Source organism: Micromonospora sp. I033 (genome assembly GCF_053890995.1).
Window position 1 is genome coordinate 1 of the sequence record NZ_JBSSLX010000306.1, and the last position, 5,173, is coordinate 5,173.

At 72.3% G+C, this 5,173-nt stretch carries 4 protein-coding genes and 1 pseudogene; all 5 read right to left on the minus strand.

What is annotated here, in order from left to right:
• Positions 1 to 57: 57 nt before the first annotated feature.
• Positions 58 to 1,359 carry an ABC transporter substrate-binding protein gene (locus ACW0Q9_RS28950; protein WP_456186683.1) on the minus strand — a complete coding sequence of 434 codons (1,302 nt, stop codon included), beginning with the start codon at positions 1,357 to 1,359 and terminating at the stop codon, positions 58 to 60.
• Between the two features lie 36 nt (positions 1,360 to 1,395).
• Complete coding sequence (locus ACW0Q9_RS28955; RefSeq protein ID WP_456186685.1) at positions 1,396 to 2,508, minus strand: LacI family DNA-binding transcriptional regulator; 1,113 nt, start codon at positions 2,506 to 2,508, stop codon at positions 1,396 to 1,398.
• A gap of 145 nt (positions 2,509 to 2,653) precedes the next feature.
• Positions 2,654 to 3,583: an amidohydrolase family protein gene (locus ACW0Q9_RS28960; protein WP_456186687.1), complete on the minus strand. Its 930-nt coding sequence runs from the start codon at positions 3,581 to 3,583 to the stop codon at positions 2,654 to 2,656.
• The gene (locus ACW0Q9_RS28965) at positions 3,580 to 4,389 is read right to left on the minus strand and encodes a metal-dependent hydrolase (RefSeq protein WP_456186689.1); all 810 of its coding nucleotides are present in this window, start codon (positions 4,387 to 4,389) and stop codon (positions 3,580 to 3,582) included. Before ACW0Q9_RS28965 ends, ACW0Q9_RS28960 begins: the two co-directional genes overlap by 4 nt.
• Before the next feature lie 198 nt (positions 4,390 to 4,587).
• Positions 4,588 to 5,173: pseudogene (locus tag ACW0Q9_RS28970) on the minus strand (serine/threonine protein kinase); the annotation flags it as partial.

Genomic DNA, 5,173 nt, shown 5'->3' on the forward strand with positions numbered 1-5,173 from the left:
TTCCGCGGTGGGGCGGCGGCGCCCGGTCACCCCGGGCGCCGCCCACCCCCGCCGTCGTCAGTCGCGCTTGATCTCCGCGACGCCGTCCTGGTAGGGCTTGGCGATCGCGTCGAGCACCTGCTCGGGCGACTTCGACCGGTTGATCAGCCCCTGGAAGCCGGAGACGAGCACGTCGTAGTAGCCGGGGACCGGCCAGTCCGGGTAGAAGGCCAGGCCGTCCTGGCCGCTGATCGCGTTGAAGTTCTCGATCAGCTTCTTGTCCTTGGGGTCACTGATCTTGGTCGGGTCGCCGGCGACCGGGACGCCACCGTTGTTGCCGATCAGCGCCTGGACCTCCGGCCGCAGCGTGATGTCGATGAAGTCGTACGCCAGGCTCTTGGCCTTGCTGGTGGCCGGGACCACCCAGAGGTTGCCCGACGAGCCGGCGTTGAGCTTGTTGCCGGGGAAGAGGAAGGTGTCCCAGTCGAACTTGATCTCGTCCTTGAACCGGCCGTACCACCAGCTGCCAGAGACGATCATCGGGGTCTTGCCGGCGATGAACGCGGTCCCCATGTCCTCCGCCTTCGCGCTGGCGGAGTCCTTCGACACGTAGCCCTTGCCCACCCACTGCGCGAAAGTCTCCGCGCCGTACCTAAGCGGGTCGGCCTTGAAGTCGACCGGGTTCTTGTAGAGCTGGTAGTCGTCCACGAACGCCCGGTCCGCCTTCGACAGGGCGAGCTGGTAGAACAGCTGCCCGGCCGGGTACTCGGCGCCCGCCGTGCCGAGCGGGGTGACGCCCTTGCCGACGAAGGTGTCCATCGCCGCGGTCATCTCGTCGAGCGTGGTCGGCACCTTGACGCCGTACTTCGTGAACAGGTCCTTGTTGTAGTAGACCATCACGTACTCGCCGTAGTTCGGCACGCCGAACCAGTTGCCCGAGCCCATCACGCCCTTGTCGTCGTAGCGGGCGGTGGTCTGGAGGCTGGGGCTGAGCGCCTTGTCCCAGCCGCGCTTCGTCGCCTCGCCGGTCAGGTCGGTGAGCAGGCCCTGGGAGGAGAGCAGGCCGGCGGTGGCGTTGCCCTTGTTGTACTCCATGATGTCCGGGCCCTCGGACGAGTTGATGATCATGCCGGCGTTCTGCTGGATCTGCTCGAACGCCTTGCGCTCGAAGCGGACCTCGACGCCGGGGTGCTCCTGCTTGAAGATCTCGATCGCCTTGTCCCAGGCGACGCCCATCGCGCTGTTGGCGCTCTCGTAGTGCCAGAGCTTGAGGACCTTCGCCCCGCCGCTGTCTTCGCCGTCGTCGCCGCAGGCGGTAACGCCGGTCGCCGCGAGCGCGGCCACCACGGCCGCCGCGGCGACTCTCCGGAGTCGCTGCATTGCTAGTCTCCTTGGTGAGTATCGAGCCGGTACTCCTCAGGCCCGTCGTCGCGTGGCAGCGCGGCGGCGGGCTGCTTCCTCGGTACGTGCCGGTGCCGGCCTGGCAGGGCCGGCGCCGGTGGTGCTGTCGCCACCCGCACGGGGTGGTCCGCTCGAGCCGCGGACCTCCAGGACGCAGGGGAGCAGTTGCTGGTGGATCTCGCCGCTGCCGGCGTCGAGGTGCCGCAGCAGCGTCTCGACCGCGATCCTGCCCAGCGCGGAGCCGGGTGAGGTCATCGCGGTGAGCGCCGGTGTCGCCAACTCGGCGACCTGGGGTGAGGTGACCATGGAGATCACCGAGACGTCGCCGGGCACGCTCAGGTCCCGGTTGGTCAGCTCGCCGAGGATGCCGAAGACGGCGTTCTCGTTCATGGCGAGGACCGCGGTCAGGTCGGGCGTCCGGTCGAAGGCGTCGCTCAGCGCGGCCCGCCCACCCGCCGCGCTGTCCTCCGCGGCGATCATGAGCGGGTCGAGGCCGTGCCCGGACATCGCCGCCACGAAGGCGTCCCGGGTGCGCAGCGCCGGGCCGTAGCCGTGGGCGATGGTCGCCGGGGAGTGATTGACGTAGACGATCCGTCGGTGCCCGAGCCCCACCAGGTGGTCGACGGCGTCCCGGACCGTGCGGTCGAAGTCGATGTCGACGTACGACAGGCCGGTGGTGTCGGCGGTGCGTCCGATCAGCACCAGCGGGACGCCCAGCTCGCGCAGCAGGTCCACCCGGGGATCGTCGAGCTGCACCTCCATGAGCAGCGCGCCGTCGAGCATCCGCTGGCTGGCCAGCCGGCGCAGCTCGTCGCTGTCAGCCGCGCCGATCGGTGAGAGCACCAGGTGGTAGCCGGCGGTGCTGGCGGCGGCCGCCGCCCCGGTGACGAAGGCGGTCTCGGTGGCGCCCAGGCCGCGCTCGTCCATCGGCATGAGCAGCCCGAGGATCCGGCTGCGCCGGCTGGCCAGCCCCCGGGCCATCGCGTTGGGCTGGTAGTCCAACTCCGCCATGGCGGCGTGCACCTTGTCCCGGGTGGCCTGCGAGATCGGGCGGGCGCCGGTGAGCACGTACGACACGGTGCTGACCGAAACGCCGGCGCGGCGGGCGACGTCCTGCATGGTGGCCATCCCGCACCTCCTCCGGCGCTTCCCGGCCGTTGCTCCGGGTGGTTGTCGAAGCGCTTCGACGAAGCGTTTCGACAGAAGGTAGGTCAGGTGTTACGGCCACGTCAATAGCCGGTGACAAGATGCGGTCGCCGGCGTGGCGGCCGGCTCAGATCAGGTCGAACAGCGCGGCGGCGTTGCCCCAGCAGACCGCCCGCAGCCAGTCGTCGCCGAGGTCGAGCCGGGCCAGCCCTTCGAGCTGCTCGGCGTACGGGTAGGGGATGTTCGGGAAGTCGCTGCCGAGCAGCACCCTGCCGGCCAGCCCCAGCTCGCGCAGCCGGGGCAGCTCCGCCGCGGGGAACGGCATGAACCGGTCGAAGAACGAGGTGAACGCCATCGTGGTGTCCAGCCGCACGTGCCGGTACCGCTCGGCCAGGTCCAGGAAGGCCGCGTAGTCCGGGGCCCCCAGGTGCGCCACGATCGCGGTCAGCCCCGGGTGCCGGGCGAGCAGCGCGGCGAACGACGCCGGTCCGGTGTGCTCCGTGCCGACCGGCGCGTGCCCGGCGTGCACCACCACCGGCACGCCGGCCTCGGCCAGCAGGCCCCACACGGCGTCCAGCGCCGGGTCGGTCGGCGCGAAGCCGCCCACCTGGACGTGCACCTTGAACACCCGGGCGCCGGCCGCGAGGGCGTCCGCCACGTACGTCGCCGCCGCCGGCTCCGGGAAGAAGGTCGCCGAGGGCAGGCAGTCCGGGGTACGCGCGGCGAAGTCCAGCGTCCAGGCGTTCAGCGCCTCGGCCATGCCGGGCCGGTGCGGGTACGCCAGCGCGGTGAACGCCCGCACGCCGAGGCGGCGCAGGTGCGCCACCCGCGCCTCGTCGTCCCACCGGTACCGGATCGGCCACTCGGTGCCGACCAGCGGACCGGCGGCGTCGAAGTACGCCCACACCTTGCGCAGCATGCGGGGCGGCAGGAAGTGGGTGTGCACGTCGGCGAGCCCCGGCAACCCGAGCCGCTGCCAGAACTCCGGCACCGCCGCGTCCTCGGCCGGCGGCCGGGTGTGGTCCGCCGGCCCCTCGCCGTCCACCGGGTCCGTCACACCTCGATGTTGAACCGGTGCAGCACCGAGGGCGCGACCAGCCCCACCGCCGCGAGCACGGCGAGCACGGTCAGCGCCGCCCGCAGCACGATCGTCTCGGCCTTGCTCCCGGTGCGCAGCGCGATGCCGTTGGGCAGCCCGACCATCAGCCACATCCGCCGCTTGATGGGGATGGGCCAGAGGATCGGCACCCCGGCACGGGTGATCATGTCGCCGAGGATGTGCACGAAGCAGCCCACCCCGACGGCCAGGCCGATCAGCGGGTAGCCGCGGTCGCCGGGCAGGTTGGCGAAGGTGAACCAGGCCGCGGCCGCCGACACCAGGGTCACGACCACCCAGCCGGCCCGCTCGGCCCACTCGTCGAAGAGCCCGCGCAGCGCCAGACCGATCATGAAGAAGAGGATGCTGACCACCGCCCACTTGCCGTACGCGGCGCAGAGCGCGGTGGTGCCCCAGCCGACCAGCACGGTGAACGGGATGGTGTGGGTCAGTGTCCGGTGCCCGTTGTTGCGGCGCGGGTCCTTGCTGAGCTTGGTGGCGTAGTAGACGCCCAGCGAGATCTTCTCCATCACCTCGGCGATGAAGAGGCTGAACACCCCGAAGGTCCGGGCCACGGTGGCGCCGCCCTGGTTGCGGGTCACCTTGCCGGAGAGGTCGAGGTCGGGGAAGAGCGCCCCGCCCGCGCAGACCGCGGTGCCGACGGCCAGCGCCAGCGGCGTCTGGTGGTAGTCGGCGAACTGGTCCAGCGCCCAGGAGCCGGTCAGCCACACCGCCGCGCCGGACAGCGCGTGGGACGGTCCCATCATCTCGGCTCGCCCTCCCCAGAGATCTTGATCGCCAAAAACTACGCCACTGTAGTTAGCCGCCGGGCCGCGGGGCATCACCCGGACGGTCCACTGGGGAGAGGCTCGCGGGCCGCCCGGCGGGTGCCCCCGGACCACCAGGAAGTATTCCGTTCCGACCCCGCCGGGCCGGGGCATCTGTCGGTGATGAGACGCCGGGTGTCAGCCGGCCGCGCGGGTGGAGCGGCCCGCCCGGAAGCTGTCCCGGATCAGCGCGAGCTGCCCGGCCGCGGCGGGCCAGTCGGCGTCGGAGGTGGTCCAGCCCAGCGTCCACCCGCCGGCGTCGGCGGGCAGCAGCCGCAGCGCGTGCAGCCGCTCCCCGTACGGGGCGGTCCAGCGGCACTCCCACTCCGCGCCGCCGCCGACGGGGGCCAGCCGCACCTGCTCGTACCCGGGCAGCCGGCCGCCGGTGGTCAGGTCCCGCTCGGCCGCCCGCAGCTGGCCCACCGGGTCACCGCCGCCCGGGTACGGCTCGATGCCGAGGATCCGCCGGGTGACGGGGTCCTGGAAGCAGGTGGTGCTGCCGGACCGCAGCCGCAGCCAACCGGCCGGCACGGCGACCCGGAAGCCGGCGGAGTCGGCGTACCAGTTCCAGCCCGCCGGGAGGGTGAGCGTCGCGTCGGGTGGCGGCGAACCGGCCCCCACCGGCGTGCCCGTCGCCGCGGGCCGGACGCAGGGGAACGGGGGCGGCGGCGGAGCGCCGTGCGGCGGGCCGGGAGGGTGCCTCCAGGGCTCGTCCGGCGCCTTG

What these genes read in the sequence shown, in the direction of transcription:
- ACW0Q9_RS28950 (WP_456186683.1), bottom strand. Translation starts at nt 1,359, where the DNA reads ATGCAGCGACTCCGGAGAGTCGCCGCGGCGGCCGTGGTGGCCGCGCTC.
- ACW0Q9_RS28955 (WP_456186685.1), bottom strand. Translation starts at nt 2,508, where the DNA reads ATGGCCACCATGCAGGACGTCGCCCGCCGCGCCGGCGTTTCGGTCAGC.
- ACW0Q9_RS28965 (WP_456186689.1), bottom strand. Translation starts at nt 4,389, where the DNA reads ATGATGGGACCGTCCCACGCGCTGTCCGGCGCGGCGGTGTGGCTGACC.